This window comes from Adlercreutzia sp. CNCM I-6207, from assembly GCF_977072305.1.
Window position 1 is genome coordinate 280411 of the sequence record NZ_CDRVLZ010000001.1, and the last position, 24919, is coordinate 305329.

Consider the following 24919-nt stretch of genomic DNA (forward strand, 5'->3'; position numbering starts at 1 on the left):
GTCCCCTGGGAAGTTTTTCAACCGTCCCCATGAATTAGCGGGGAACTGTCCCTTCGCGGGCGGGCCGTCCCCATCGTAGACTGTGCGCCGAACTTCGGTGCGGGCCGCAGCTGCGCCCCCGCGCCGCCCGTCATCGCGCAAGGGGAAGGGAGAGGATCCTCCATGCGTCTTTCGGCCGTTGCCGCCCTCGCGGCGGCCGGCGTGTTCGTCGCCGGCACCGCCTACGCTGCCGCGCCGTCGCCGCTGCCGCTGCTGCGGCCGCCCGGCGCCGGCGAGCCGGCCCGCTTCGCGGCCCGCTGCGTGCGGTGCGGGCGCTGCCTGGAGGCCTGCCCCTACCAGGCCATCCACGCCGCTCCGCTGAATGCTGGCCGGGAGGCTTCCACGCCGTTTCTGAACGCCCGGGCCCAGGCCTGCCGCCTCTGCCGGGACTTCCCCTGCGCCGCGGCGTGCCCCACGGGAGCTCTGGAGATGCCAGCCGAGCGCAAGGCCGCCGCCATGGGGGTGGCCGTTATCAACGAGGACACCTGCCTGTCGTTCCAGGGCATGCGCTGCGAGGTGTGCTACCGGGCCTGCCCGCTCATCGACGAGGCCATCCGCATCGACTACCGCCCCCGCGAGGGGGATGCCATTCACGCGGTGTTCGCGCCCCAGGTGATCGACGAGGACTGTGCCGGTTGCGGCCTGTGCGAGCAGCGCTGCCCGGTGAGCGACCCGGCGCCGGCCATTGTGGTGGTGCCCACGGGCGCCGACGCGGCGGCCTACACGGCCCGGCGCAACGGCGAGGCGTGACGATCGGCGCGGCGACACTGGCCGACGCGGTCGGTGGGCGGGCGGCGTATTTCAGGAACCCGGGGCCGGGTGCGGCCCCCGAACCATAAGGGAGGAACTATGGAACTGACTCGACGGAACTTCGTGAAGACCACGGCCGTGGCCCTGGCCTCGGCGGCCGCCGCCGGCACCATGGGCGGCTGCTCCTCGTCGCTGGCCGGCACCGGCGACGACGCCGCGGCGACGGGCGGCGACACCACCAAGACCGTGGGCGTGTGCCGTTTCTGCGGCTGCGGCTGCGGCGTCATCGTGGAGGCCAAGGACGGCAAGGTGATCTCGGTCACGGGCGACCCGGAGAACGGCTCGAGCCGTGGCCTGAACTGCGTGAAGGGCTACTACTTGGCCGGCGCGCTGTACGGCGAGGATCGCCTGACCACCCCGCTCATCCGTGACGACAAGTCCACCAAGGGCACGCCCGACGGCCTGCGCGAGGCCACCTGGGACGAGGCGCTCGATCTGGTGGCGGGCAAGCTCCGCGACACGTGGAAGGCCGACAAGAGCCGCCTGGCGTTCTGGGGAAGCGGCCAGCAGCCCATCGTGGAGGGCTACTGCACGGCGAAGTTCTGGAAGGCGGGCCTGCTCTCCAACAACATCGACCCCAACGCGCGTCTGTGCATGGCCTCGGCCGTCGTGGGCTTCATGAACGTCTTCCAGACCGACGAGCCGGCCGGCTGCTACGCCGACATCGACGAGACCGACGTCTTCGTCACCTGGGGCGCCAACATGGCCGAGGCCCATCCCATGCTGTACTCGCGCCTGACGGCCCGCAAGCTCGCCGACGAGGCCGTGCGCCACTACGACGTGACCACCATGACCACTCGCACCTCGGCCTCGGCCGACAAGGTGCTCACCTTCCGCCCGGGCAGCGACATCGCCATCGCCAACGCCATCGCGAACTACCTCATCGTGAACGACAAGTACGACCACGACTTCGTGGCCGACCACGTGCAGTTCAAGCAGGGCACCGAGAACATCGGCAACGCCACCGACGACGGCTACGACAAGAGCGACATCGGCCAGGCCGTCGACAATGTGGAGCCCATCACTTTCGAAGCCTTCGCCGCGCGTCTGGCCCCCTACACCCTGGAGTACGCCTCCGAGCTTTCCGGCGTGCCGGCCGAGGATATCCAGGAGCTGGCCGAGGTGTTCGCCGACAAGAGCCGCAAGGTGCTCTCGCTTTGGACCATGGGCGTGAACCAGCACAACCGCGGCACCTGGATGAACCACTGCATTTACAACATCCACTTGCTCACCGGTCGCTACGCCCGTCCCGGCGACGGCGCCTTCTCGCTGACCGGCCAGCCCACGGCCTGCGGAACGGCCCGCGAGGTGGGCACCTTCTCGCACCGCCTTCCCGCCGACCTGGTGGTGAAGAACCCGGATCACCGCCGCTACACCGAGGCCATCTGGGACTTGCCCAACGGATACCTGGACGCCATCGAGAAACCCGGCTACCACACGGTGAAGATGTTCCGCGAGCTTTCCAAGGGCGGTATCGATTTCCTCTGGAGCGCCCACAACAACTGGGCCGTGTCGATGCCCAACCTCACTCGCTTCCTCGGACGCGGCGACCTCACGGGCATCAACGACGCCTTCATCTGCGTGTCCGAGGTGTACCCGACGCTGTCCTGCCAGTACGCCGACGTGGTGCTGCCGGCGGCCATGTGGGTCGAGCGCGAGGGCGCCTTCGGCAACGGCGAGCGCCGCACGGCCGTGTTCGAGAAGGCCGTGGACGCCCCGGGCGAGGCCAAGTGGGATCTCTGGATGCTCATGGAAGTGGCCAAGCGCGTGCTGGCCGGCGAGCAGATCGGCGGCGAGGACGCCTTCGACCACCTGTTCGGCGCCTGGTACGACGCCGAGGCCGGCGCTTTCAAGGGTACCGACCGCGAGGTGTGCTCGAGCATCTGGGAGGAGTACCGCACCTTCAGCAACCCGAGCCTGAACCCGGACGCCGAGGCCATCAACGCCGAGGCGAAGCTGAAGATGGAGGCCAAGCAGCTGGCCCCCTACGAGGAGTACATCTACAACCATGGCCTCACCTGGCCCGTGCGCGAGGTGGACGGGAAGTGGCTGCCGACGCTGTGGCGCTTCTGCGACGGCCCCCAGGAGGACGGCTTCGATGAGTACGGCGTGGAAACCTACGGCGAGCACGACAAGGCCGGCGGCGTGAGCTTCTACAAATCCGCCGACAAGAAGCCCTCGGCGGTGTTCCGTCCCTACGAGCCGCCGGCGGAGGAACCCAGCGACGAGTATCCGTTCTGGTTCTGCACGGGCCGTCTGCTGGAGCACTGGCACACCGGATCGATGACCCGCCGCGTGCCCGAGCTCAATCGCGCGCTGCCCGAGGCGCTGCTGGACATGAACCCGGCCGACTGCGAGCGCCTCGGCGTGACCGACGGCGATCGCGTGCGCCTCACCTCGCGTTTCGGCACCTGCGACATCACGGTGTCCACGGCCGGCCGCACCCGTCCGCCCGCGGGCATGGTGTTCGCGCCGTTCTTCGCGGAGGAGACGCTGATCAACCTCGTGGTGCAGGACACCTACTGCCCGCTTTCGAAAGAGCCCGATTTCAAGAAGACCTGCGTTTCCATCGAGAAGATTTAAGGAGGGGTACCCATGCGGACCATGAAGAAGTCGAAGATGATCTGCGCCGCCGTGCTGACCGGCGTGCTGGGGGCCGCGGCGCTGGCCGGGTGCGCCCAAGAGATGGCCGACACCGGTGCCACCTACAATCCCGGGGAGCCGCCGCTCATGACGGCGAGCCACGAGGGCCGCTACGAGAGCCTGGGCGCAGCCGGCTGCTTCGGCTGCCACGGCGGCAGCGACGAGGTGGAGGTGTTCCTGGCGGCCGCCACGCCGCTGCCTGCCGACCACTACGTGGGCGGGGATGCGTCCACCCATGAGATCGACGGCCCTCGCGCCGAGTGCATTACCTGCCATCCGGTGGCCCAGGAGTAGGTCATGGAAGACGAGAAGGTGGTCATCTCCTCGCTGGTGGTGGAGGCGCGGCCGGAATCGGTGGATGCGGTGGCGCGGGCCCTGGCGGCTATGGAGGGGGTGGAGGTGCACGAGGTGAACGGGTACAAGATCGTCGTCACCATCGAGGCTTCCTCCACCGGCGCCTCGCACGAGATTTCGAGCCGGTTCATTCAGATTCCAGGGGTGCTGAACGTGAATCTCGTGTACGTCAACTTTGAGGATGAGACACTCGGGTAGAAAGTCGCCCAAAAGCGGAGCTACGGGGTACCTTGATTCGCTCAGACAGTCCTCGCTCGGCGAAACAGCCCACTGGGCTGTTTCGTTCGCTGCGGAACTCGCTCGGTCAAGGCACCCCGTATCTCCTTTGATCATTGCCTTGGTTGGGAGGAATGACCTGTGACTCGGTCTATGGGAAAGATAACGGTTGTGCGGCGGGTGGTGCAGGGTTGCATGCTGGTGCTGTTCTGCTTGCCGCCGCTGCTGGCCGGATGGGGGCTGGCGGGGCTGTTCGCGGGCGGCGACGGGGAAGTGACGACGCCGGCTGAAGGCGTGTTCTTCGGCAGCCTGTCCTCCTCGAGCGTTGCCGGCGTGCCGTTGTTCGACCCGTTGGGCGCCGTGGAAGCGATGGCGGCGTCGCGCGGCTTGCTGGCGGCATCGGCGCTTACGGGCGCTCTGCTTATCGTTGTGGTCTACGGGCTCGTGCGCGGGCGCGCCTTTTGCGGCTGGGTGTGCCCGGTGAACCTCGTCGGCGAGGGCGTGGATGCGGCTCGTCGACGGCTCGGCATTGAAGTGCCCGAGCGCACGGTGCCGCGGCGCGCGAAGATCGGCGTGGCGGCGGCAGTGGTGCTGCTGTCGGCCCTCGTGGGCTTCCCGATTTTCGAGCTGATTTCGCCCATCGGCGCGGTGAACAAGGGACTCGTGTTCGGCGGCTTCGCCGGGGCGGGCACGCTTTTGGCCATCATTATCGCTGAGCTGCTCGTCAGCCGCCGTCTGTGGTGCCGGGCGCTGTGCCCCTTGGGCGGCACCTTCCAAGTGCTCGGGCGCGCGGGGCAGGTGAACGTCGCCATTGATCACGACGCCTGCATCCACTGCGACAAGTGCACCCACGTTTGCCTCGCCGATCCCGAGATCCTCGCGCCGGCGCTGGTGGGGGAGGATACGATCGTGCGCGCCGGCGACTGCATGGCCTGTGGCGCCTGCGTTGACGTGTGTCCTACTTCCGCCCTGCGCTTCCGCTTTGGGCGCCCCCGCCGTTCCCAAAAGGGTACCGAAAGCGGATCGGCGGGAAGTCGCAAAGACGTTGATGTCGCAGTGACGGTTGCAGCCGGGGGAATCGGCTCGCCGGACGTCCCTTCCCGAGAAGAAATGTAAGCAAGGTGTAACCGTCCCCTTCCTCTGCTGTTGCTGTCCCCATGAATATGAGCGAAACTGTCCCTTTTCGGTGGCGGGATTCACGGCGTAAGCTTGGGCTATCGTTGCGGCCGTCCAGGGCGCGGCCGCCCGTGAGACAAGCGATCAAAAGGAGGGACCATGAAACGATCGACGTTCAAGACGGCGGCCGTCGCGGCAGGTACCGTGGCGCTCGTCGCGGCGCTGGCCGCCTGCGCGCCGGCCGCCCAGGAACCGGCGGCGGCACCGTCCGGGGGAGAAAGCGATGCCCCCGCGGCCGCGGCTCCCGCCGAGACCCCCGAGCCCGATTCCTTCGGCGTCGTGGTGGCGGAATCTTGGAAGGACATCTACCCCAACGAGTACCAAACCTATATGGCCAACGAGTCCAACAGCCCCCAGGGCAAGCAGGACTACCTGACCGAGTACCCGGAGTTGGTGACCATGTACGCCGGCTACGGCTTCGCCAAGGGCTACGACGAGGCGGCGGGGCATCCCTACAGCCTGCAGTCCGTGGCCGAGACGCCCCGCGTGAACGAGAACACGCTGGCCAACTGCATCACCTGCAAGACGCCCCAGTACACCGCCATGGTGAACTCCGAGGGCGATTCGGCCTACCAGAAGCCCTTCGCCGAGGTGCTCATGCAGATGACCGAGCCCATCAGCTGCTACAACTGCCATGAGAACGACCCGACGAAGACCACGGTCACCCAGAAGTTCTTCGTGAATTCCATGGGTTCCGATGTGGATAAGGTCTCCACCGATTCCCAGGTGTGCGGCCAGTGCCACAACGAGTACTACTTCGCCCCCGAGACCAAGGCCACCACGAATCCCTACACGGGGCTCGAGGGCATGACCGCCGAGGCCATTCTCGCCTACTACGACGAGATGGGCTTCAAGGATTGGGAGCACACCGAGACCGGCGCCCCCATGCTGAAGGCCCAGCACCCCGAGTTCGAGACTATCTACGGCGGCGCGCAGTCCTCCATGGCCAAGCAGGGCTACACCTGCGCCGACTGCCACATGGCCCCCGCCAAGGCCGAGGACGGCACCGAGTACAGCTCCCACAACCTGGTGAACCCCACCGAGGATCCGGCCATCATGGAGAAGTGCGAGGGCTGCCATGCCGACCTGCCTGGGCAGATCGTCCAGTGGCAGAAGGAGACCACCGACCGCGAGCACGAGCTGGCGGCCAAGCTGGACGCCTACATCAAGACCCTGGCCGAGCAGAAGGACTCCCTGGACGAGGCCACTCTGGAGCAGGCTCGCCAGATCCACCGCCATGCACAGTTCTACTGGGACTACGTGATGGTGGAGAACTCCGAGGGCGCCCACAACCCGGGTCTGGCCCAGGAGAACCTCGACAAGTGCGAGGACGAGCTGAAGGCCGGCTACACCCTGCTGAACATGACCTATTAGAAAGCGCGTCGCGCTCCCTCGCCCCTGCGGCGATGGGGCGCACCGCTCGACAATCGTGCCGGACCGCCCTGCCGGCATCCTCCCCGAAGGCGCGCACCCACCCGCGGTGCGCGCCCTCGTTCGTGGTTGGTCTTCTCATGCGAGGGGCGAGCAGGCGCAGGTTGATGGCGCGAGGCGTTTCCGCAATTCTAAGCAACCCCCCTTATTGCGAAAGTATGGCGATTGCGCTGATCTGCTGGTTTCGCCGGAATTATCCTAGCCGCCTTCGAAAGCTTGGGCGATACTGGCCGTTGGTATTTTTTCGGGCCTTCGGGGAGGCAGGTCCACACCGCTTTGGTACCTTAGAAACAGGAGGACTATGAACGCGAAGATGAAGAAGAGGATGATCGCCGTTTCCGGCGTCATCGTCATCGTGCTTATCTTGGTGCTCGCATTCGTGGGAGGCAACACCGCCGCCACGACGATGAGCATCGCGGAGGCCGCCGAGAATCCCCAGGCGGGCCAGAAGGTGCAAGTGTCGGGCAACGTGGTGCAGGATTCCTTCTCCACGAGCAATGACGTGCTCACTTTCAAGATTTACGACCCTGAGGGCGATCCCGCCACGCAGCTGGAGGTGCGCTACGACGGCGCCGCCTCGTCCACGTTCGGCAACGACGTGACCGCCATCTGCACGGGCAAGATCAACGATGCGGGCGTGCTGGAGTGCTCCGAGCTGGTGACGAAGTGCCCCTCGAAGTATGAGAACGCCGACAGCGCCCTTACGGTGGAACAGCTGCTCGGCTACGGCGAGAGCGTCTACGGCAACGTCGTGAAGGTGGCCGGCTCGGTCGGCGCCGGATCGCTTAAGGCCGCGGGCCAGGGCGACCGCTTCATCCTCGTCGACGCGGAGACCGGCGACTCGATGCCGGTTGTCTTCGAGGGCGCGCTTTCCGACGGGATCGCCGACGGTTCCGCTGTGGTGCTCACGGGCTCCCTCGGCGCCGACGGCAAGTTCGCCGCCACCGATGTCGCACTGGAGGGCTAGCCCATGTCGATGATCGGACTTCTCGGCCTGCTCGTGGCCTTTGCCGGCTGCGTCATCTCGGTGCTGTGCCTGGGCGTGGCCCATATCCTTTACAAGAAGCGCTCCTTCGAGCGCTCCGACACCTTCGCCTGGGGCGGACGGGTGGCCGCGGTGCTCACGGCGGTGGCGCTCACGGTGTGCTGCGCCGTGCTCGTGTGGTGCTTCTTCTCGGGCGACAACACCATCCAGTACGTGCTGGACAACCGCTCCACCTCCACGGCCCCCGAGGCGTGGCTCTACAAGCTCGCCGGTCTTTGGGCGGGGCGTCAGGGCTCGCTGCTGTTCTGGGCGTGGCTCATTGCCGTGTTCAACGCGGTGCTCGTGTTCGCCACGCGCAAGAATGCGCGCCCGCTCGATAACGGCGCGCTCGCCATTTCCTCGCTCGTGCTGACGGCCTTCGTGTCGGTACTGCTGTTCTCCGAGGGCAACATGCCCTTCATCGTGACCGACTCGCGCTACTTCGGCGACGATGGCACGCTGTCGGTCATGGCCTCGGCCCGTTCCATGAACGCGCTTCTGGAGCACTGGGCCATGGCGATTCACCCGCCGACGCTGTTCATCGGCTACGCGGGCCTCACCATTCCGTTCGCTTACGCCATCTCCGCGCTCATCGTCAACGACGATTCCACGGAATGGGTGAACCGCTCGACGCCCTACCTCATGTTCTCGTGGCTTCTGCTCGGCATCGGCATCGGGCTGGGCGCCGTGTGGGCCTACGTGGTGCTCGGCTGGGGCGGCTACTGGGGCTGGGATCCGGTGGAGAACGCCAGTCTGCTCCCGTGGCTCGTGGGCGTGGCGCTCATCCACTCGTTCACAGTGTACCGCCAGCGCGGCGCTTTCAAGCGCTGGAGCGTGTTCTGCGCCTGCCTCTCCTTCTGCTTCGTGGTGCTGGGCACCTTCATCACCCGTTCGGGCCTCGTGCAGTCGGTGCACGCCTTCGAGGGCGACCCGGTTTCGCTCGTCATGTTCGGCGCGCTCATCATCTGCTCGCTTCTGGCCGGCATCGTGGGCCTTATCGTGCGCCGCAAGAACTTCGGTGCGACGGATGCGGCCGATGACGACATCGAGTCGATGATGTCGAAGGAAGCGGCCTACTACGTGAACAACCTCATCATGATCGTGTTCGCCGTGCTTCTGGCCTACATGACGGTGTCCTCGGCCCTGCCGAGCTGGCTGCCCTTCGGCGGCCAGTCCCTGTCGGCCGGCACCTACAACGCCATCGCCCGACCCTTGGGCATCGCCTATCTGGCCGTGCTCGCCATCTGCCCGCTTCTGGGCTGGCGCCGCACCGACAAGAAGGCGTTCTGGCGAAATGCCCGCGTGCCGGCGCTGTGCGCGCTCGTGCTGTTCATCGTGCTCATGATCTATTTCGCCACATACCTTCTGCCCAGCTACCAGGCCATGATCGACATGGGCGGCACCCAGGCCTCGGGCCTGCTGGAGCAGGGCAACCCCATCTACTACAACGGCCTGGCCGTGGTGGGCTTCGCCGTGGCGAGCCTTCTGTTCTTCAACGCGCTGTTCATGGCCGTCCGCTCGCTCAAGCGGGTCGATGGCGCCAAGCTGCGCCGCCGCCTGGCCCTGTTCGGCGGCTCGGTGGCCCACGGGGCCATGGCCATCATTCTGGTGGGCCTCATCGGCTCGTCCATGTACGTGACCGAGATCACGGGGTATCTGCCCTACGACGAGGAGAGCGATTCGGTTTCCGAGACCTTCGACATCCAGGACTTCCAGCTCACCTATACGGGCAACTCCATCGATGAGCTCGGCAACGGCAACGTGCGCTACGCGCTCACCTTCGACGTAACGAAGGACGGCCAGTTCGTGGGCACGGTGAATCCGGCCGTGCAGCTGGTGAGCGCCACCCAGCAGCAGAAGCTGGAGGCGAGCGTCATCGGGTTCCCGCTGGAGGATTTGTTCGTGGTGTACCGCGGCGTGAACGATAAGGGCGACTTCTCCATGGATGTGCGCGTGAACCCGCTCATCTCGTTCGTGTGGGTGGGCTTCGCCCTGCTCATGGTGGGCTGCCTGATCCCGCTGTTCGCCAAGCGCGCCGAGCGCCGTCGCGGCGGTCCGGCCGTGGGCGATGTGCCCGCTGCCGAGCTGGCGGAGGCCGAGCCGAAGGAGCGCGGGAAGGCCTCGCGCGACGCGGCGCCCCGCAAGAGCGTCGTCGAGGAGACGGTGGCTGTGGAAGTGGCGCTCGTGGAAGATGCCGAGGGCGACGCGGCGGCCGATGCGGACGCGGCGGCAGTGGCCGAGGCGTCCGGTGATACCGCAGATGCTGATGCCGACGCCGCTAACGCCGGCGCGAAGGCGGGGGAGTAGTCCCGTGGAAACGGCGCTTACCGTCGATCACCTGACGAAGTCGTTCGGCGGCCGCAAGGCCGTCGACGACGTGTCGTTCGCGCTGCCTGAGGGCGCGTTCCTCTCGGTGTTCGGGCCCAACGGCGCGGGCAAGACCACGCTTCTGCGCATGCTCGCCACGCTGTCGCGGCCCACGGAGGGAACGGTGACGCTCGCGGGCATCGACGTGAAGGAGGAGCCCGAGCGCGTGCGCGAGGCCATCGGGCTCATCTCGCACAACCCGATGCTCTACCCCGACCTCACCGCCGAGGAGAACTTGCTTCTGTACGCGAAGCTCTACGGCGTGGCCGACCCTGAGCACCGCGTGATAGAGCTTCTCGATGCCGTGGGGCTCAAACATCGCCGGCTCGATCGGGTGCGCACGTTCTCGCGCGGCATGACCCAGCGCGTCTCCATCGCCCGGGCGCTCGTGAACGACCCGTCGGTAGTGCTGCTCGACGAGCCCTACTCGGGGCTCGACCCCCATGCCATGCACATTTTCGACGAGCTGATCGCCTCGGTGCGCGAGGGTCGCACGTTCGTCATGGTGAGCCACGACTTGGACAAGGGCCTGGCGCTTGCGAGCCACGTGCTCGTGCTCGCTCGCGGCCGCGTGGTTCATTTCGGAGAGAAGGACCAGATGAGCCCCGACGAGTTCGCCGATTTGTACCGCACGACGGTAGGGATGGGGGTGAGCTAGATGGCTGAGGAAGAGCAGCGATTAGACGTGGGGTGTTCCGACCGAGCGCAGTTTACCCCAAGGGTACTTGCTCGCTCTGCTCGCAGCGCCGACACGCGACCAGGAATGCCCGAAGGGCATTCCCAAAGCGAGGACTGTCTGAGCGAATCGGAGTACCGCGCGGCTGATCGCGGAGGGACGCGTAGCTGCATCTGCAAGGCCCCCAGCACGTGGACGCAGTACAAAACGCTGCTCGCGAAGGACTTGAAGGCGGAGTTTCGCACCAAGGACATGATCGTGTCCATGGGCATCTACGCCTTCCTCGTCATCGTGGTGTTCGGCGTGGCGCTCTCCTTCGCCCGCCCCGGCTCGGAGTTCCTCGAGGTGTCCGGCGGCCTTCTGTGGGCGCTCGTGGTGTTCACGTCGCTTCTGGGTCTGAACCGCTCGTTTTCCAAGGAAACGGAGAACGGCTGCTTGGAAGGGCTGCTTCTGGCCCCGCTCGACCGCGGCGTGATCTTTCTGGCCAAGGCGACGTCGAATTTGGTGTTTTTGGCATTGGTGGAAGTGATCGCCGTGCCGCTGTACTGGGTGTTCTTCTCCAGCTTCGCGGCGCCGGCCGATACGGGCTGGCTGCTCGTGGTGCCGCTAGTCGTCGGCAGCATCGGCATCGCCGGCATCGGCACCATGCTCTCCACCATCACGGCGGCCACCCGCGGCAAGGACGTCATACTGGCGCTTCTGTTCGTGCCCGTGATCTTCCCGCTTCTGTACGCCTGCGTGTCGGCCACCACCTGCGCGCTCGTGGGCGGAGATGTGTTCGCCGACGGGTTTCTTACGTCGCTGGCCCTTGGCGCTGGCTACGATGTGATCATGATCCTGGCTTCGTGGGTTCTCTACGATTTCGTCGTCAACTAAAGGAGGACTGAGTGACTGATAAGAAGTTGAAGCTGCCCGAGGCGGGGCAGTGGCCCGACAAGCTGGTGGTGCCGGCGCTCATCGCGGGCGCGGTGCTTTCCACCGTCGGGTTCCTCATGGCGTTCTTCTACGTGGCCCCCGTCGGCGGCGCTGCGGTGAATGGTGCCGAGCTCATCGGGGACGTGATGGTGTCTCAGAAGATGCTCCTGTCCCAGAAGATCTTCTACTTCCACATGCCCGTGGCCATCACGTCGTTCATCGCGCTCGGCTTCGGGTGCTACTACGCCGTGCGGTTCCTCATGACGAAGAACCAGCGCTTCGACACTTGCTCGCGCATTTGCCTGGAGATCGCGCTTCTGTTCGTGGTGCTCACCATGATCACCGGCGAGATGTGGACGCGCTTCGAATGGGGCGTGTGGTGGAGCTGGGAGCCGCGGCTCACGACCTACCTGATTCTCATGCTCATCGTGATCGCCTACTTCGTGCTGCGAAGCTCCGTGGACGAGCCCGAGCGCCGCGCGACATTTGCTGCGGTGGTAGCCATCATTGCCACCATTGACGTACCCATCTGCTTCATGATCACGCGCCTCATTCCGTCGTCCATTCACCCCGTGGTGCTGCGCGAGGGCGGTATGAGCCCCGAGATGGGCATGTGCGTGGGCCTGTGCGCGCTCGGCATGCTGCTCGTGGGCTTCGTGCTGTACCGCACGCGTTTCAACCAGGTACGCCTCACCCAGCGCGTCGAAGCGCTCAAGGAAACCCTCGACGACGAACGATAGGAGAGAGCCATGAATCCCATTCTTGCCGATATCTATTCCACCATCCTGCCCTCCGCCCCCTACATCATCGCGGCCTACGCGCTTCTGTGGGTGGCCCTGCTCGTGTACGTGCTCATGGTGTTCCGCGGTACCAAGAAGGCGACCGCGCAGCTCACGCTTCTGGAGGAGGCTGTCGCCGACCAGCAGGCGAAGGCCCGCGCGGCGAAGGACGAGTAGCGATTCGCGACCCGTGCCGCATCTGCTGCGCGCGGTCGGATTCCGAGTGGCGATTGGTCGCTGCTGTGTTCCGCAATATAGCCCGTTTAGGTGATACGCCTAGACGGGCTTTTCCGTATTATAGTGGCAGAGCAAAGCTCGAAACCTTCCTCGGAGCCGCCCTTCCTCCCTCCTTCCTTCCGGCGGCAACCGAGATCTCACGCAAGGCGGTCGCTCCTCGGGCAGGCCGCCTTTTGCGCTCCGTTCCGTCTCGCAGCGCGAGGTGAAATTTTTCAGCCGTTCTTGCAAGAGTGGCACCATAGCCTCTCAAAAATCTTGAGAGGCTGCTTGATGGTAACGGCTCCGAGAAAAACACGGTAGATGGTTTGAGAAAGCCAATAGGTGCTTTAAAGCCCCAGCTCCTTTTCGCCCCACTGCTTCATGGCGAGGAGAATGGGCACGAAGCTCTTGCCTTGTGGGGTGAGGGCGTATTCCACGCGCGGAGGCACCTCTCCGAAGTCGGTGCGCGTGAGAAAGCCGTCGTCGACGAGCTCTCTGAGCTGCTTGGAAAGCGTTGACTCGGATATGTTCCCGATGCAGTGTCGGACTCGCCCGGGCAGCGCGAGCAAATCCTCGCGGCCCTTGATGCCGTCATCTCCGACTTCGGCGAGGAGTGCCTGCGCCGCTACCGTGTCAACTGCGGCATCTGCGGGAGGTTCGCGAAAAGGTGCCGACGTGGGTGATTTGCGAAAAGGGCGCTGAAGATGCCAGTTGAGGGCCGAAATGGTCGAAAGGCAGGGCGAAAAATCGCGGTTATCCGGCCATTTCTGTCCTCAACTGGCATTTTTCGACTCTGGCATTGACCATTTCTGCCCTCAACTGGCATCTACTTCGCGAAAACGAAAAAAGGGACTATGGTGGTGAGGAATTTGATCGTAATGGAGTTTCATTCGCTAAGTCATTTCGCAAGTGCGCACAGGTTTCCTTTGGTCAGGAATATCCGGCCCGAGCGAGGGGAGGGGAGTCGCTCGGGCCGGATGGGAGGGAGATGGGGATTGTCTCTTAAGGGTGCTTAGGCCTGCACGAGTTCGTGGGCCTGGTTGGCTGCCGAGCGACCGCCGTTGATGCATTCAGCGCTGGCGCTGCCGGGCACATCGATGGGATAGACGTCGCGGTAGAGCATGATGCCGTCGAGGCCGATGACCCAGACGTTATCGAGCACGCCGCCATCGGTCAGCACGGGCTGGAACTTGCGATTCGTCTTCACGCCGCCGAGCGGGCCCTCGATGGCCTCGTGGATTTTCGCGATGTAGAAGGGGCCCTGTTGGATGGCGATGAGGTACTGGGCGTCCTTGCCGTAGAGGTCGTCCTTGCCGGCGGCGCACTTCGCGTTGTACTCGTCGACGGCCGCCTGCAGCGCAGCGGCATCTAACCCTGCCGCTTCAGCCGCCTCGGCAAGTGTGTCGGCCCGCCAGACGTCGTCGCCGGCGGCGATGATGGCCTCCATCTGCTCGGCGAGGTCCACCTTCCACTCCGCGGCGGCATCGGCATTGTCGGCCAGCTGCTTCTCGTAAATAGCCTGATCGAAAATGCTGTAGGCCACGCCATTCTGGCCGTGGACGGCTGCCGACTGGGTGATGGCGTTGCCGACACGGAAAACGTAGCCTTCGTCGACGAACCTCTCGCAGTCCTGGTTAACCCAAAGCATGGGGCCGCCGAAAGCGAAAGCTCCCCAATAGGCGCCGAACTTCTCCACCTGATGGCTGATGCGGTTGTATTTCAAGTAGCATACGCCGTTGAACTCCTCGGCGCCGGCGGCGATAGTCATGTTGATGCCGTCGCCGAAGTGGCCCGGCGTGCCGATGCGCTCGAGGGTGGTCAGATCGAAGCCCCATTTGGTCATGCGGCGGTCGTCGTCGGCGAAGCCGCCCGTGGCCACGATGACGGCTTTGGCCTGGTACTGCACCAAGTCACCGAAGGCGTCGATGGCGTACACGCCGTTGATGGCGCCGTTCTCGTCATAGCTGAATTCCAGGGCGCGGTTGTTGAGACGGATGTCCGCCGCCGCATCGCGCAGCTTCTGCTGCATGGGCATCACGTAGCCCACGTAGGCCGCGCCGTCCTTCCACCAGTGGAAGGTGTCAACGGAGCCGACGCTGACGCCGAAGGGGTAGTTGTCGATGGTGCCTTCCAGCTCGCAACCGCATTGATCGACGAGCCATTCGATGTTTGCCGCCGAGTTGTCGCAAAGATCCTTGTACAGCAGGCCATCGGCCACCCATTGAGTTTTTCCGAGCTCCTCCTGCATGATGATGGAGCGATCGACTTGGATGTTCTGCTCTTTCTGGAAACGGGAGTCCACGGCGAAGGTGCCCTCAACGCCTTGGCCGTTACCGCCGAGCGTGGCTTGGGCCTCAAGAAGAATGAAATCGTCACCGTTCTCGGCGGCCTGCACGGCGGCAGCAAGTCCGGAAAGACCGCCGCCTACAATGACGATGTTGGTCTCGATGACCTCGACGACCTCATCGGGGTTCACCTCGATGCCCGAGCTGTTGATGGGCTCCGACGAGCGGTTGCCGGTAGTGGCCAAATCGGTCGATGCGGAGCCCTTGGTCTGCGGAGCGCAGCCGGCAAGACCGGCCGCGGCGGCGCTGGCGGCGCCGAGGGTGCCCAAGGCGAGAAAGCTTCTACGAGACAGGTTTTCCATAGTGTTCTCCTCTATATGTTTCGGGATACTGTGTGACTGTTATGCCGAGAAGCCCTTGGAGGCATCGTAGGTAATCGTCTTGCCGTTGACGGTCATGGTGGCGCTCTTTATGGCGTAGCGGTAGTTCGTCTGAGTGCTGTCCTCGCGTGCTGTGGCAGCCTCGACAGCGGTGATGTCGGTGACGATCTCGGCATTCTGCACATCGAGGTCGGCAACCTTTTTGTATTGGAGAAGCTCGCTCCAAAATTCCGCGAAGGCGGGATCGTTCTGGGAGATGGTAGCGGGGCTGTCGGCATCGGTGAGGCCCAGGTCCATCATGGTGAACAAGTCGCCGGCGGCCATGATCACCTGCTTGGCATTGGTTCGATCCTCTGCGGGAATGTCGCTTTTCGATGTGTCTCCTTGGCTAGCGCAGCCGCAAAGGGCAAGTGCCATGACGGCGGCGATCGCCAGGGCGATCGCGGTTACCTTCGTTGCTCCCTTTTTCATTGTCCGCTCCCTCTGTTCCATAGGTTCCTCCTTTGGGTCTGTGGCCGCTTCTTTTTCGTGCCTTCGTACGGCCTGTAAGCATATTGGCCTGTGCTGACGAGAGAGGCGACCTCCCAAAATAGTGAATTGGCCGCCGTTCGGAAAATGTCACCCGAAAAGGATTACGAGGAAAAAGGCCAGTCGGGAGCATTGAATCGCCAAGATGCGTTGGATGACTATGTTAGAATTCGCCTTGGTATGCCGCAGTCTGATCACTTGAGCATTCGCGGTCGTTTCCGAAGGGGAATCATGGGGCAGTCGAAGAAAAAGCTAAGGCGCATCAAAGCGTTAACGGGTTCGGCGTCGTGGCCGAGCATTGTCGGCGCTGCATTTTTCTGGATATGGATGGATCGCGCGATGTTCGGCGACACGCTGTTGCCGGATGCGGCAAGCTCTGCGGAGCATGAGGCGCTGGCTTGGCTGGCGCCGCTCGTCATTCTTGTCTCAAGCTGCGTTGCCCTTCTTCTCATCGTCGTTGCCCTGGTTCGCGGGAACGACGATGAACTTTGGCGTTGGAGGATGTTTGCCGTCTGCGCTGCAATAGGCGTCGTGGGCGGCGTGGCTGTGACCGGAGGCTATCTGGGCTCGGCGACACCGGTGTGTCTCGCGGGCTGTTGCTTGGTGGGGGGCGCTATGGCTCCCCTCATTATTCTATGGGGACGCGTGGCCACAGCTCAGGGAACTCAGAAGACGCTCACTCATATTTCGGGAGCATGGGCTTTGGGCCTTGCGGGCAATCTTCTTCTAGAGGGGCTTCTTCCTGTGGCGGCGGCCTTGTCGGTGGGTCTTATGCCCCTGCTCTCCTTTGCGGGCTACTATGTCTTGTTTCGCCTGCAAGGCAAGGCGACGTTCCGCATTCCTGTCGAGGCAACCGCCGAGGTCGACTCCTCTTGTGGGCGGAAGAGCGCGAAAGAGAGGCTTTTGGGCATACGGCCCTCCTTTATTGTGTTTATCCTTGTGTTCTGCTCTGTTTTCGGCCTCATGTACGGCTTCGAGTTCTCCCCGCAGATCCCTTCCAGTGGCGTTCCGGGTATGGCAGACGTTATAGGAATGCGGGACGTAACGGCGTTGCTCTTCTTCTTCGTAAGTTTCACCAGTCATGGGCAGAAGATAGAGCATTTGTTCAGTATATGCGTGTCTCTTATTGCGGTGGGACTTCTCGCAATGACGGTAGGTGCGTACTCTGAGGACATCCGGCTTTTTGCCCGCATCTGCATTCCCGTTGGATACGCGGCTTTCGATATTCTGGTATGGACTATTATGGCGCAGCAAATTCAGAGGGGTCAGGTATGCCCCGCCCTATTGATCGCCGTTGCCATGTTCGCCGAGCAGGTAGGCATTACGGCAGGAGAGGCCGCCGGGGTGCTAGTGGGGGACTACGGAAGTTTAGCGGGCAATCCGGTGATGCTCGGTCTTAATTATCTGCAGCTTGTGGCAGTCATCGGCCTAATGCGGATGTTTCGTCTCGACGGGGGTGAGGAGGGCCGATCTGTGCGATCGGCGTCTTCTCGTGAGGGTGTGAAGGCGGAGGGGGTGCTGGACTTTCCGGTTCCGAGTGGCGTGCCGGACGGGCTTTCGACGGTGGTTCCCGATAACGTAAGGCGTCTAGCGGATGACTGCGGGCTCACTGAACGAGAGAAAGAGATTCTCGCACTCTTCGCCGAGGGACGCAGTGTTCCCTATATTGCCGAGAAGTTCATTTTGTCGCCCAACACAGTAAAGACTCATATGCGTAGGATATACGGAAAGGCTAACGTGCACAGTCGCCAGGAGCTTCTGGACAAGCTGGAAGAGATTGGCCGATAAGCTGGCTGTGCGAGCGAGATAAATTCGGGAGAGGGTCGCAGATTGCTCGCCGTGCTGCTTGTTTCTTGTTTCGCCAGGATCGCCTTGAGCACAGATAAATGAGGCTGTAAAAAGCCCGTTCATAAAGGCGGTCGGGGTCTTTGAGGAGGAGATCGCCATGCACGAGATGTCCATTCTCACCAATGAGGTAGATACTGTGCTCGTCTATGCTGCAGAAAACAACGCAAGTTGGGTGATCGAGGTTTCGCTGGTCGTGGGGGATCTGCGCGATGTGGTGGACGAGCTCATGGAGAGCTGCTTTCAATTCCTCTCGCGGGGGACTATCGCCGAAGGGCTCGCCTTATCATGGCTAAGGTGCCTCTGAAGCTGCAATGCGAGGATTGCCTGCTGGTTTTTGGCACCGATATATGGGGATGGAAGCAGGTTGCGTGCCCCGATTGCGGCAGCAGCCGTCTCAAGGTGAAGCCGGATCGCGAGTTCCTCATCATCGGCTCTATTGTTGTCGAATAGGGGCAGCGGATTTGATGCCGACCGTACTTGCCCTAGTTCCAGGACGTTGGATTCCGAAGTTCGAGCGCCTCGTCCTCGGCATCTCGGTGAAAACCCAGTTAAGCGACTTCTCAAGATTTTCGAGAAGATAGCGCTGCAACTTCTCGAAAATTTTGAGAAGTTGCAAGCAGGACTAGTCCCGAAAAAGCGAGTGCGGCCATTCGAATCGCTGCCTTAAAGCCGCAGCTCTTTTTCGCCCCACTGCTTCATGGAGAGGAGGATGGGCACGAAGCTCTCACCTTGAGGGGTGAGGGTGTATTCCACGCGCGGGGGCACCTCGCCGAAATCGGTGCGCACAAGGAAGCCGTCGTCCACCAGCTCCCTGAGCTGCTTGGAGAGGGTGGACTCGGATATGTTCCCGATGCAGCGCCTGAGCTGCCCGAAATGCCGCACGTCTTTAAGGGCGATATAGAAGAGGATCTCGATCTTCCATTTTCCTCCGATCATGCGCTGGATGGTGGAGACGGACTTGCAGCGCTCCACCTCTTCGCCTTGCCTTCGCGCCATAGATCTTCCTCTCTTCTACTTCAGAAAAAGACAGTACTTCAAATCGAATACCAATCCTAGCATGATGACAGGGAGCGGAATCGATGGCGCATGGGGTGGGGAGCGAAATCGACGATGAGCGCCTTGAAGGCGTGTCAGTGAAGGATTTAATGTCGACAACGATTTTCCCAATCGCACCAAGCATGAGAGAAAGGAGTGCCATGCATTACACGGGAACGATCTGGCGGCCGCCCTACGAGGCGGACTCGCTCATCATCGAGGCGACGGCGGGCTGCACGCATCACCGGTGCAAGTTCTGCACGTTGTACGAGGACCTGCCGTTCAAGTTTCGCCCGTCGCCCTTGGAGGACATCGAGGCGGATCTTCTGGAAGCGCAGACGTGGTATCACGATCCGCTTCGGAAAGCCGAAGAGCACCTGTTCGAGCTGTCCGGCGCCCGCGCGAGTCGGATATTTCTTGCGGGAGCGAACCCCTTCGGGCTGAAGGCGCTGCATTTGCGGAAGATCGCGTCGCTCGTTCGCACCTACTTCCCGCAATGCAAGAGCATCGGGTGCTTCTCCCGCGTGACCGATGTGGCGGCAAAGACCGACGAGGAGCTCGCCGAGCTTGCGGCGGCTGGGTTCGACGGTCTCACCATCGGCATCGAGACCGGTGACGAGGAGGCCCTTGCGTTCATGGACAAGGGCTACGGGGCCGAGGAGATTGTTGAGCAGTGCGCACGGCTCGATGCTGTGGGGATTTCTTACGCGTTCTTCTACCTGGTTGGCATCTCGGGCGCCGGACGCGGCCTGGTGGGAGCGCGAGCGACGGCGGATGTCTGCAACCGGACGAGCCCCTGGCTCATCGGCGCGAACATGCTCACCATCTACCGTAGCTCGGCGCTGTACCGGGAGATCGAGGCCGGGCGGTGGCGCGAGGCGGCCGAGGTGGAGAAATATGAGGAGGTGAAGGAGCTGGTCGCCCAGCTGGATATTCCTGTGGAGTTCGCCATGCTGGGGGCGTCCAACCCGGTGATGTTGCACGGTCGGTTGCCCGAGCAGCGCGAGGGGCTCCTTGCGGCTCTCGACGCCGTCATCTCCGACATTGGTGAGGAGCGCCTGCGCCGCTACCGTGTCAACTTGCGGCATTTGTAGGCGGTTCGCGAAGAGGTTCTGACGTGGGTGATTCGCGAAAAGGGCGCCGTAGATGCCAGTTGGGGGCCGAAATGGTCGAAAGGCGGCGCGAGAAATCGCGGTTATCCGGCCATTTCTACCCTCAACTGGCATTTTCCGAATCGGGCATTGACCATTTCTGCCCCCAACTGGCATTCACTTCGCGAAAATGAAAAGGAGGGGGATTCACGCGAAAAAGAAGAGGGGGGATCCGCGCCGTTGCGGATCCCCCCTCTGCGGGATGAGCTTGTTTTGGGAAATGGGCTTGCGCGAGCCTTCGCGGCCAGGTTGGTTTCCCTGGCCAGCCGCTTAGCCGAACGCTCGCTTAGTCGCGCAGCGGGCTACTTCTCGTCCTTCTCCACGGCGACGTAGACGTAGCCGGGGGTGCCGGTCGCGGGCAGCTCGTTGTAGGCCACCATCTCGGCGATCTCGGCGGCCGTGGCGCTCGCGGGCTCGGTCTCAAGCAGGTAGGCGGTGTCAGCGCGGCGCTCCATGGCCTTCTGGAAGTCCTTGGTTCCCACGAACACTTCCTGCTTGTACGGGTTCACGCCGAGCTTCTTGGCGCGGTAGACGATGTAGGCCAGCGCGGCGATGTTGGCCACCAGCGCGACGATGGACACGCCCAGGTTCACGTCCGGGTTGTTCACCGACTGCACGGCGAAGACGGAGTCGTTCACGAACATCGGCACCATCTGGCAGAACATGCACCAGATAGAAAGCGTGAAGGCGCGGTTCTGAATCCAGCCGCCCTTGTTCCAAATGAGACCGGCGATGGTCGGCGCGAGCAGAAGGGCGATGCCGCAGTACCAGGAATGGGTGGGCAGGCAGTTGTAGGTGTAGCAGAAGTTCCACAGGTCGTAGGCGATGATGAACACCCAGGTCATGTCGGGCCACAGCATGTCCTGACGCTTCTTGGAGATATAAATGCCGAACCAGCCGGTCATGCAGGCGATGTTGAGCAGGCCCGCGATGCCGTTGAACACGTTGTGCCAGCCGCCGTAGAGCGTGACGCCCTCGGTGGAAACCCACGTGGTGCCGAAGGCGCGGAAGGCGCTCTCGAAGTCGCTCACCACGGCGATGAGGATGTTGATGGCCACGATGACGAAGGGGAAGGCCTTGAACCAATGCGAGCGGCCGATCTTGCCCCAGGAGTACTTCAGCATCATGAAGCCGATGCAGCCGGCGGTGGCGGCGTACACCTTGGCGTAGTGGAACCAGCTGTTCATGTCGGTGTGGGTGGGGTTGTTCACGGCCCACTCGGCACCGGACGCCGCACCGATCTCTACGGCCAGGCAGTAGACGGTCATGGCGCCGCAGACGCCGAAGAACATGAAGATGCCGCCGGCCTTGGTGCGGCGGGCGAACTCGTTCAGCAGGATGAGCGCGATGAGCACCATCGCCAGGCCGAGCCATTGGAAGCCGGCGTTCGGGCCGTACACGTCGAATAACATGGTGATCCCTCCTTTAAGGATCGGTGCCTTCCTTATCGCGAAGCCCGCCGCGGGTGGAGCACAAGAGGCCTCGCTGACCCACTCGCACCGGCTGCGCAGGGCATCAAATTGATGCTGAGAAGTACCATACCTGTGTAGAACTCTTCAGTCAATATCCATAATTTTGCAAGTTGGTAATAATTGACGAAAGTGGTAAATGAGTCAATAAAGCATTGATAAGCGGGGAAAATACTGCTAAGATTCCCAAAATAAAGTTCATTGAAGAAAGAAAAAGAAAACTTTCACGAAGAAATAATTGGAACGCACAGCCGAATGATAGGAGGGAACATGAAGCGAACAACGACGGCCATCGCCTGCAGCGCGGCCGCCCTCGCCCTGGGGCTTTCCGGTTGCGGGGCGTCCTTCGAGGGATCCGGGTCGAAGGACGCCGCCTCGGCGGAGCAGCTGGCTCTGCGCACCGACGATCCCTGGGCAGCCGAGGTTGCGGCCGATGCGGGGGCGCGGGCCCAAGGCGACTACGCCGACGGGGTGTATGTCGGGCATGGGCGCGGTATGGAGGGCGCCGTCACGGTGACGCTGCTTCTGGATGACGGGCGCATCACCTGCCTGGAGACGACCCAGGAGGGGGAGAGCCAGAGCCGCGGCGGCTACGAGGCCATCCGCGACGGGCGGTACGCCGAGATGATCGAGGCGGCCCAGAGTGCCGATATCGACGCCATCGCCGGGGCCACCATTACGACGGCCGGGGTGAAGCAGGCCGTGGCCGACGCGCTCGCGCAGGCGGAAATTGCCGCCGGCACCGAGACGACTGGCGGCGCGGCGACGCAGAGCGGCGGAGATGCCGCCGCAGCGAGCGATGCCGACGCCACCGCTGCCCCAACTGGAAAGGAGGCCTAGCCATGGCCGAGAACATCACGGGTGCAGGCGCCCTTTCCCGCCGCGACTTCCTGACCGGTTCGGCCGTGGCCGCCGCCGGGGCTGCCATGCTGGGCCTTGCCGCCGCCGAGCCGGCCGTGGCCGCCGAGGTGCGCAGCGGCAACTGGGCCGCCGACGGCTCCGCGGCCGTGACCGCCGAGCCTTCCGCCGCTACCAACGCCACCGCCGCCGACGGCACCTACCGCGAGCACAACGCCAGCTCGTTTCCCGCCGACGACGCCACGCCCATCCCTCCCCGGGCCGTGCCTGCTCGTTGGGACTACGAGTGCGACATCTGCGTGGTGGGCGCCGGCGGCGGTGGCCTGAACGCGGCGGCCCGCGCGGTTCAGCTGGGCGCCGACGTCATCTGCGTGGAGGCCATGGGGCTTCCCGGCGGCAACGCCCAGGAGGCTGGCATGTGCGGCATTTTGGGTGGCTACTCGGGCCAGGAGGAGAAGAAGTTCGCCTTCCCGAGCTATCCCTTCGACCCCAAAGCGCTGACCGATTGGGCCATGGACGAGTACCACTACGCGGCCGACCCGAAGCTCATCTACCGGCTCGCCTGCGAGGGCGGAAAGTCGCTGGACTGGATGGCCGATTGCGGCGTGCACTGGCGTCTGGGCGAGGTGCCGGTGTACGTGGCCCCGAAGCGCTCGACGCTGGACCACCATGTGCTGAAGATGAAGGATGCCACCGACGCCATGTACGACTACGGGTACGCCCACGGCGTCGATTTCCACTTCCAAAGCCCCGCTGTGGCCCTCGTGCAGGACGACGACGGACGCATCGTGGGCGTCGTGGTGAACGAGGACTACGAGACCGAGCGCTACATCCGCGCCGACCGCGCCGTCATCCTCACGGCGGGCGGCTTTTGCAACAACAAGGCGCTGCTCGACAAGTACATCCCCACGGCGGCCATGGGCTGCGCGTCCAGCTATCTGACGGCCGGCGAGCGCGGGGAGTGCTTCCGCATGGGGCTGGGCGTGGGCGCCGACGTGTCCGGGTTCAACAGCTCCGCCTCCTTCGACGGCGGGGTCGACTGGCAGGCCGAGGGCGGCACCTGGGCGCGGTTCCTCTACGACGGCATGACCCAGCTTTCGCGCCAGCCGTGGCTGACTATCGACCGCTGCGGCAACCGCCTGCGCTACATGGACTCGCGCGTGGCCGAGGACGGCGCCAACGCCATCTACGCTTTGGGCGACCTCGCCACCATCCAGATGACCCCGCCGGGCCACCGCTCCTACATCGTCTTCGACGCCAACTACGAGGATCACCTGGCGGGATTTGCCCAGGAGCACTGCCGGAAGCTGCTGACCCCCGACCTGGAGCAGATCGAGAAGGTGCCGGAGCACTACCGCGACTGGCACCACGGCGTGCAGGACGCCATCGACGCCGACGTGCTGAAGCGCCGCGACAGCCTGGAGGAGCTGGAGCGCGATTTGGGTCTCGCCGAGGGCGTGCTCACCGAGGCCGTGGCTCAGTGGAACGACGCCTGCGAGCGCGGCGAGGACGACTTTCTGTACCCCATGCCCGCCGAGTGGCTGCACCCCATTGTGGAGCCGCCGTTCTACGGTTGCCGCATCGGCGGCAATCTGTACGGCACGAAGGCGGGACTGCTCATCAACGACCAGATGCAGGTGGTGGGCACCGATGGCCGCGTGATCCCCGGCCTGTACGCCGGCTGGCACACCGCCGGGGGCGCTTGCGGCGAGAACAGCTACATCGGCGACCCGATTCTGGGATCGCTCATGGGGGACGTGGGGCTCGCCTTCTGCGGCGGGTATCTGTGCGGCACCTCTGCGGTGGAGAACGAGATCAACGGCGGCCAGGCGTAAGGGCGCGAGCGCGCGTACGGATAGGAGTTCGTTATGAAAGATATGAAAGCAATGGCGCGGCCGTTTCTCGCGCTGTATGCCATGGCGCTCGTGATTGCGCTGCTGGGACGCATCGGGCTTGCGGTGGCCGGGGGCACCGGCGTGCTCGCCTTCGACTACATCTCGGCCTCGGGCGTGCCGGTGCTCGATGTGATCTGCTCTATCCTCACGGGCTCGGCCTTCGTGGCCTTTCTGTTCGCGGCTGGCCTCGCGCTTTGCGTGTCGACGGCCGGCGCGGTGCTCTACGGCGCGCTGGCCTCGCGGGCGCAGGGCGATGCGGGCGCTCCCGCGGTGCGCCCGCGCCCGCTGACGGCATTCCTGTGGGGCTGGGCCACGGCGCTCGTGGCGCTGGTGTGCCTAATGATTGTGGCGCTCGGCATTCTGTCGGCGGTGCAGGTGGGCTCTATGTCATCGAAGCTGCCGGGACTGCCGATCATCGTAGTCGGCGTCATCGGGTTCGCCGCCTTCCTCGGCACGCTTCTGGGGGCGGCCTCCATGGTGGTGTGTGCCTGCGTGGCTCGCTGGCGCGCAGGGCACAGCCTGGAGATGGCTCTCGTTGTGGCTGTGGCCGCGTGCGGCGCCGTCGTCGCAGCGCTCACGGTCGGCACGTTCTCGGCCCTGAACGTGGCGAGCATCAGCCTGCCGGCGCTGGGCGGCTGGTTCGCGGCGGATGTCGTGGCAAATGTGGCCATGCTCTTCGGCGCGAAGGTCTATGCGGACAAGATGAGCCTCGCCTCGTGACAAGAATTTCGAGTTGTTAGAGTTTTCGGAGGCTGGTTGATGGGCGATTCCCTCTCTTTCGATCCGCGAAGCGTCAAAACATGGGCATTTGATACTCACCTTCT

General features: G+C 63.8%; 24 protein-coding genes. 19 read left to right on the plus strand and 5 right to left on the minus strand.

Annotated elements, in window-relative coordinates; all coding sequences use genetic code 11:
* Positions 1-162: 162 nt before the first annotated feature.
* The 12 genes from ACW4QM_RS01165 (at position 163) to ACW4QM_RS01220 (ending at position 12607) form a co-directional block, all read left to right on the plus strand.
* On the plus strand, positions 163-789 hold the full coding sequence (locus ACW4QM_RS01165; protein ID WP_161127519.1) for a 4Fe-4S dicluster domain-containing protein: 627 nt from the start codon (positions 163-165) through the stop codon (positions 787-789).
* A gap of 99 nt (positions 790-888) precedes the next feature.
* A complete protein-coding gene (locus tag ACW4QM_RS01170) occupies positions 889-3432 on the plus strand; it encodes a molybdopterin-dependent oxidoreductase (RefSeq protein WP_237974130.1) in 2544 nt (847 codons plus the stop codon).
* A gap of 12 nt (positions 3433-3444) precedes the next feature.
* Positions 3445-3786, plus strand: a complete 342-nt coding sequence (locus tag ACW4QM_RS01175) for a hypothetical protein (RefSeq protein WP_114540294.1) — start codon at positions 3445-3447, stop codon at positions 3784-3786.
* A gap of 3 nt (positions 3787-3789) precedes the next feature.
* The gene (locus ACW4QM_RS01180; protein ID WP_202427822.1) at positions 3790-4044 is read left to right on the plus strand and encodes a chaperone NapD; all 255 of its coding nucleotides are present in this window, start codon (positions 3790-3792) and stop codon (positions 4042-4044) included.
* 159 nt (positions 4045-4203) lie between these two features.
* Positions 4204-5178, plus strand: a complete 975-nt coding sequence (locus ACW4QM_RS01185; protein WP_231699504.1) for a NapH/MauN family ferredoxin-type protein — start codon at positions 4204-4206, stop codon at positions 5176-5178.
* A gap of 159 nt (positions 5179-5337) precedes the next feature.
* The gene (locus ACW4QM_RS01190; protein ID WP_114549200.1) at positions 5338-6612 is read left to right on the plus strand and encodes an ammonia-forming cytochrome c nitrite reductase subunit c552; all 1275 of its coding nucleotides are present in this window, start codon (positions 5338-5340) and stop codon (positions 6610-6612) included.
* A 358-nt stretch (positions 6613-6970) separates the two neighbouring features.
* On the plus strand, positions 6971-7636 hold the full coding sequence (locus tag ACW4QM_RS01195) for a cytochrome c maturation protein CcmE domain-containing protein (RefSeq protein WP_022739414.1): 666 nt from the start codon (positions 6971-6973) through the stop codon (positions 7634-7636).
* Between the two features lie 3 nt (positions 7637-7639).
* Positions 7640-10000: a heme lyase CcmF/NrfE family subunit gene (locus ACW4QM_RS01200; protein WP_202427821.1), complete on the plus strand. Its 2361-nt coding sequence runs from the start codon at positions 7640-7642 to the stop codon at positions 9998-10000.
* A complete protein-coding gene (locus tag ACW4QM_RS01205; protein ID WP_161127534.1) occupies positions 9960-10718 on the plus strand; it encodes an ABC transporter ATP-binding protein in 759 nt (252 codons plus the stop codon). The genes ACW4QM_RS01200 and ACW4QM_RS01205 overlap by 41 nt, the downstream gene beginning before the upstream one ends.
* A gap of 105 nt (positions 10719-10823) precedes the next feature.
* Positions 10824-11612 (plus strand): heme exporter protein CcmB, encoded by a 789-nt coding sequence (locus ACW4QM_RS01210; RefSeq protein WP_161127515.1) that lies wholly within the window; start codon positions 10824-10826, stop codon positions 11610-11612.
* 11 nt (positions 11613-11623) lie between these two features.
* Positions 11624-12391 carry a cytochrome c biogenesis protein CcsA gene (ccsA, locus tag ACW4QM_RS01215; RefSeq protein WP_161127514.1) on the plus strand — a complete coding sequence of 256 codons (768 nt, stop codon included), beginning with the start codon at positions 11624-11626 and terminating at the stop codon, positions 12389-12391.
* Positions 12392-12400: 9 nt separating this feature from the next.
* On the plus strand, positions 12401-12607 hold the full coding sequence (locus ACW4QM_RS01220; protein WP_022739419.1) for a hypothetical protein: 207 nt from the start codon (positions 12401-12403) through the stop codon (positions 12605-12607).
* A 386-nt stretch (positions 12608-12993) separates the two neighbouring features.
* Here ACW4QM_RS01220 and ACW4QM_RS01225 read toward each other — a convergent pair whose 3' ends face one another.
* From ACW4QM_RS01225 to ACW4QM_RS01235, 3 genes are all read right to left on the minus strand, one after another.
* Positions 12994-13215, minus strand: a complete 222-nt coding sequence (locus tag ACW4QM_RS01225; protein WP_455798102.1) for a winged helix-turn-helix transcriptional regulator — start codon at positions 13213-13215, stop codon at positions 12994-12996.
* A 443-nt stretch (positions 13216-13658) separates the two neighbouring features.
* Entirely contained in the window at positions 13659-15293 is a 1635-nt protein-coding gene (locus ACW4QM_RS01230; protein WP_237974123.1) for an FAD-dependent oxidoreductase, read from the minus strand.
* A 39-nt stretch (positions 15294-15332) separates the two neighbouring features.
* The gene (locus ACW4QM_RS01235; RefSeq protein ID WP_237974122.1) at positions 15333-15782 is read right to left on the minus strand and encodes a hypothetical protein; all 450 of its coding nucleotides are present in this window, start codon (positions 15780-15782) and stop codon (positions 15333-15335) included.
* Between the two features lie 288 nt (positions 15783-16070).
* Here ACW4QM_RS01235 and ACW4QM_RS01240 point away from each other — a divergent pair, with 288 nt between their 5' ends.
* The 3 genes from ACW4QM_RS01240 to ACW4QM_RS01250 all read left to right on the plus strand — a co-directional run bounded on the left by ACW4QM_RS01240 (position 16071) and on the right by ACW4QM_RS01250 (position 18137).
* The gene (locus tag ACW4QM_RS01240) at positions 16071-17627 is read left to right on the plus strand and encodes a response regulator transcription factor (protein ID WP_270357742.1); all 1557 of its coding nucleotides are present in this window, start codon (positions 16071-16073) and stop codon (positions 17625-17627) included.
* A gap of 157 nt (positions 17628-17784) precedes the next feature.
* Positions 17785-17991: a hydrogenase maturation nickel metallochaperone HypA gene (locus ACW4QM_RS01245; RefSeq protein ID WP_270357740.1), complete on the plus strand. Its 207-nt coding sequence runs from the start codon at positions 17785-17787 to the stop codon at positions 17989-17991.
* On the plus strand, positions 17973-18137 hold the full coding sequence (locus ACW4QM_RS01250; RefSeq protein ID WP_455798103.1) for a hypothetical protein: 165 nt from the start codon (positions 17973-17975) through the stop codon (positions 18135-18137). Before ACW4QM_RS01245 ends, ACW4QM_RS01250 begins: the two co-directional genes overlap by 19 nt.
* Positions 18138-18350: 213 nt before the next feature.
* On the opposite strand, the gene ACW4QM_RS01255 is transcribed toward ACW4QM_RS01250, so the two are convergent.
* Positions 18351-18683 carry a winged helix-turn-helix transcriptional regulator gene (locus ACW4QM_RS01255; RefSeq protein ID WP_237974119.1) on the minus strand — a complete coding sequence of 111 codons (333 nt, stop codon included), beginning with the start codon at positions 18681-18683 and terminating at the stop codon, positions 18351-18353.
* A gap of 200 nt (positions 18684-18883) precedes the next feature.
* On the opposite strand from ACW4QM_RS01255, the gene ACW4QM_RS01260 reads away from it, so the two are divergent.
* Complete coding sequence (locus ACW4QM_RS01260; protein ID WP_455798104.1) at positions 18884-19816, plus strand: radical SAM protein; 933 nt, start codon at positions 18884-18886, stop codon at positions 19814-19816.
* A gap of 359 nt (positions 19817-20175) precedes the next feature.
* Here the strand turns inward: ACW4QM_RS01260 and ACW4QM_RS01265 are convergent, their stop codons facing one another.
* Positions 20176-21285 (minus strand): DUF5692 family protein, encoded by a 1110-nt coding sequence (locus ACW4QM_RS01265; RefSeq protein WP_022739422.1) that lies wholly within the window; start codon positions 21283-21285, stop codon positions 20176-20178.
* Between the two features lie 327 nt (positions 21286-21612).
* Between ACW4QM_RS01265 and ACW4QM_RS01270 the strand changes: the two genes are divergently transcribed.
* The 3 genes from ACW4QM_RS01270 to ACW4QM_RS01280 are packed head-to-tail and all read left to right on the plus strand — an operon-like array spanning position 21613 to position 24815.
* On the plus strand, positions 21613-22182 hold the full coding sequence (locus ACW4QM_RS01270; protein WP_455798105.1) for an FMN-binding protein: 570 nt from the start codon (positions 21613-21615) through the stop codon (positions 22180-22182).
* 2 nt (positions 22183-22184) lie between these two features.
* Entirely contained in the window at positions 22185-24035 is a 1851-nt protein-coding gene (locus ACW4QM_RS01275) for an FAD-dependent oxidoreductase (RefSeq protein ID WP_455798106.1), read from the plus strand.
* Positions 24036-24068: 33 nt separating this feature from the next.
* The gene (locus ACW4QM_RS01280) at positions 24069-24815 is read left to right on the plus strand and encodes a hypothetical protein (RefSeq protein ID WP_455798107.1); all 747 of its coding nucleotides are present in this window, start codon (positions 24069-24071) and stop codon (positions 24813-24815) included.
* Positions 24816-24919 lie beyond the last annotated feature (104 nt).

Excerpts from the sequence above, each read along its gene's own strand:
- ACW4QM_RS01245 (WP_270357740.1), top strand. The coding sequence starts at position 17,785 with ATGCACGAGATGTCCATTCTCACCAATGAGGTAGATACTGTGCTCGTC.
- ACW4QM_RS01260 (WP_455798104.1), top strand. The coding sequence starts at position 18,884 with ATGCATTACACGGGAACGATCTGGCGGCCGCCCTACGAGGCGGACTCG.
- ACW4QM_RS01170 (WP_237974130.1), top strand. The coding sequence starts at position 889 with ATGGAACTGACTCGACGGAACTTCGTGAAGACCACGGCCGTGGCCCTG.
- ACW4QM_RS01275 (WP_455798106.1), top strand. The coding sequence starts at position 22,185 with ATGGCCGAGAACATCACGGGTGCAGGCGCCCTTTCCCGCCGCGACTTC.
- ACW4QM_RS01250 (WP_455798103.1), top strand. The coding sequence starts at position 17,973 with ATGGCTAAGGTGCCTCTGAAGCTGCAATGCGAGGATTGCCTGCTGGTT.
- ACW4QM_RS01180 (WP_202427822.1), top strand. The coding sequence starts at position 3,790 with ATGGAAGACGAGAAGGTGGTCATCTCCTCGCTGGTGGTGGAGGCGCGG.
- ACW4QM_RS01270 (WP_455798105.1), top strand. The coding sequence starts at position 21,613 with ATGAAGCGAACAACGACGGCCATCGCCTGCAGCGCGGCCGCCCTCGCC.
- ACW4QM_RS01165 (WP_161127519.1), top strand. The coding sequence starts at position 163 with ATGCGTCTTTCGGCCGTTGCCGCCCTCGCGGCGGCCGGCGTGTTCGTC.
- ACW4QM_RS01195 (WP_022739414.1), top strand. The coding sequence starts at position 6,971 with ATGAACGCGAAGATGAAGAAGAGGATGATCGCCGTTTCCGGCGTCATC.
- ACW4QM_RS01200 (WP_202427821.1), top strand. The coding sequence starts at position 7,640 with ATGTCGATGATCGGACTTCTCGGCCTGCTCGTGGCCTTTGCCGGCTGC.
- ACW4QM_RS01280 (WP_455798107.1), top strand. The coding sequence starts at position 24,069 with ATGAAAGATATGAAAGCAATGGCGCGGCCGTTTCTCGCGCTGTATGCC.
- ACW4QM_RS01240 (WP_270357742.1), top strand. The coding sequence starts at position 16,071 with ATGGGGCAGTCGAAGAAAAAGCTAAGGCGCATCAAAGCGTTAACGGGT.
- ACW4QM_RS01220 (WP_022739419.1), top strand. The coding sequence starts at position 12,401 with ATGAATCCCATTCTTGCCGATATCTATTCCACCATCCTGCCCTCCGCC.
- ACW4QM_RS01190 (WP_114549200.1), top strand. The coding sequence starts at position 5,338 with ATGAAACGATCGACGTTCAAGACGGCGGCCGTCGCGGCAGGTACCGTG.
- ACW4QM_RS01175 (WP_114540294.1), top strand. The coding sequence starts at position 3,445 with ATGCGGACCATGAAGAAGTCGAAGATGATCTGCGCCGCCGTGCTGACC.
- ACW4QM_RS01230 (WP_237974123.1), bottom strand. The coding sequence starts at position 15,293 with ATGGAAAACCTGTCTCGTAGAAGCTTTCTCGCCTTGGGCACCCTCGGC.
- ACW4QM_RS01265 (WP_022739422.1), bottom strand. The coding sequence starts at position 21,285 with ATGTTATTCGACGTGTACGGCCCGAACGCCGGCTTCCAATGGCTCGGC.
- ACW4QM_RS01235 (WP_237974122.1), bottom strand. The coding sequence starts at position 15,782 with ATGAAAAAGGGAGCAACGAAGGTAACCGCGATCGCCCTGGCGATCGCC.
- ACW4QM_RS01210 (WP_161127515.1), top strand. The coding sequence starts at position 10,824 with ATGCCCGAAGGGCATTCCCAAAGCGAGGACTGTCTGAGCGAATCGGAG.
- ACW4QM_RS01255 (WP_237974119.1), bottom strand. The coding sequence starts at position 18,683 with ATGGCGCGAAGGCAAGGCGAAGAGGTGGAGCGCTGCAAGTCCGTCTCC.
- ACW4QM_RS01205 (WP_161127534.1), top strand. The coding sequence starts at position 9,960 with ATGCCGACGCCGCTAACGCCGGCGCGAAGGCGGGGGAGTAGTCCCGTG.